Origin of the sequence: Hydrogenoanaerobacterium saccharovorans (assembly GCF_016901815.1) — a bacterium.
GTDB lineage: Bacteria > Bacillota > Clostridia > Oscillospirales > Ruminococcaceae > Avimicrobium > Avimicrobium caecorum.
In genome coordinates, this window is the sequence record NZ_JACSNR010000065.1 from 1 (window position 1) to 208 (window position 208).

Annotated in this window: 1 tRNA gene and 1 rRNA gene; both read right to left on the reverse strand. The window is 53.4% G+C overall.

Going from position 1 to position 208, the window contains the following annotated elements:
* Positions 1–3 precede the first annotated feature (3 nt).
* Positions 4–79: transfer RNA gene (locus tag H9X81_RS11695), tRNA-Asn, on the reverse strand.
* A gap of 36 nt (positions 80–115) precedes the next feature.
* Positions 116–208 (reverse strand): 5S ribosomal RNA (gene rrf, locus H9X81_RS11700); the annotation flags it as partial.

Consider the following 208-nt stretch of genomic DNA (forward strand, 5'->3'; position numbering starts at 1 on the left):
GCATGGCTCCCCAAGTTGGACTCGAACCAACGACCCTGCGATTAACAGTCGCATGCTCTACCGACTGAGCTATTGAGGAATATAAAGCCGGGGAAAGAAGTGACTCTTTCCCCGGTGTCGGCGACGACCTATCTTTCCAGGCAGCTTCCCGCCAAGTATTTTCGGCACAGCTGAGCTTAACTTCTGTGTTCGGAATGGGAACAGGTGG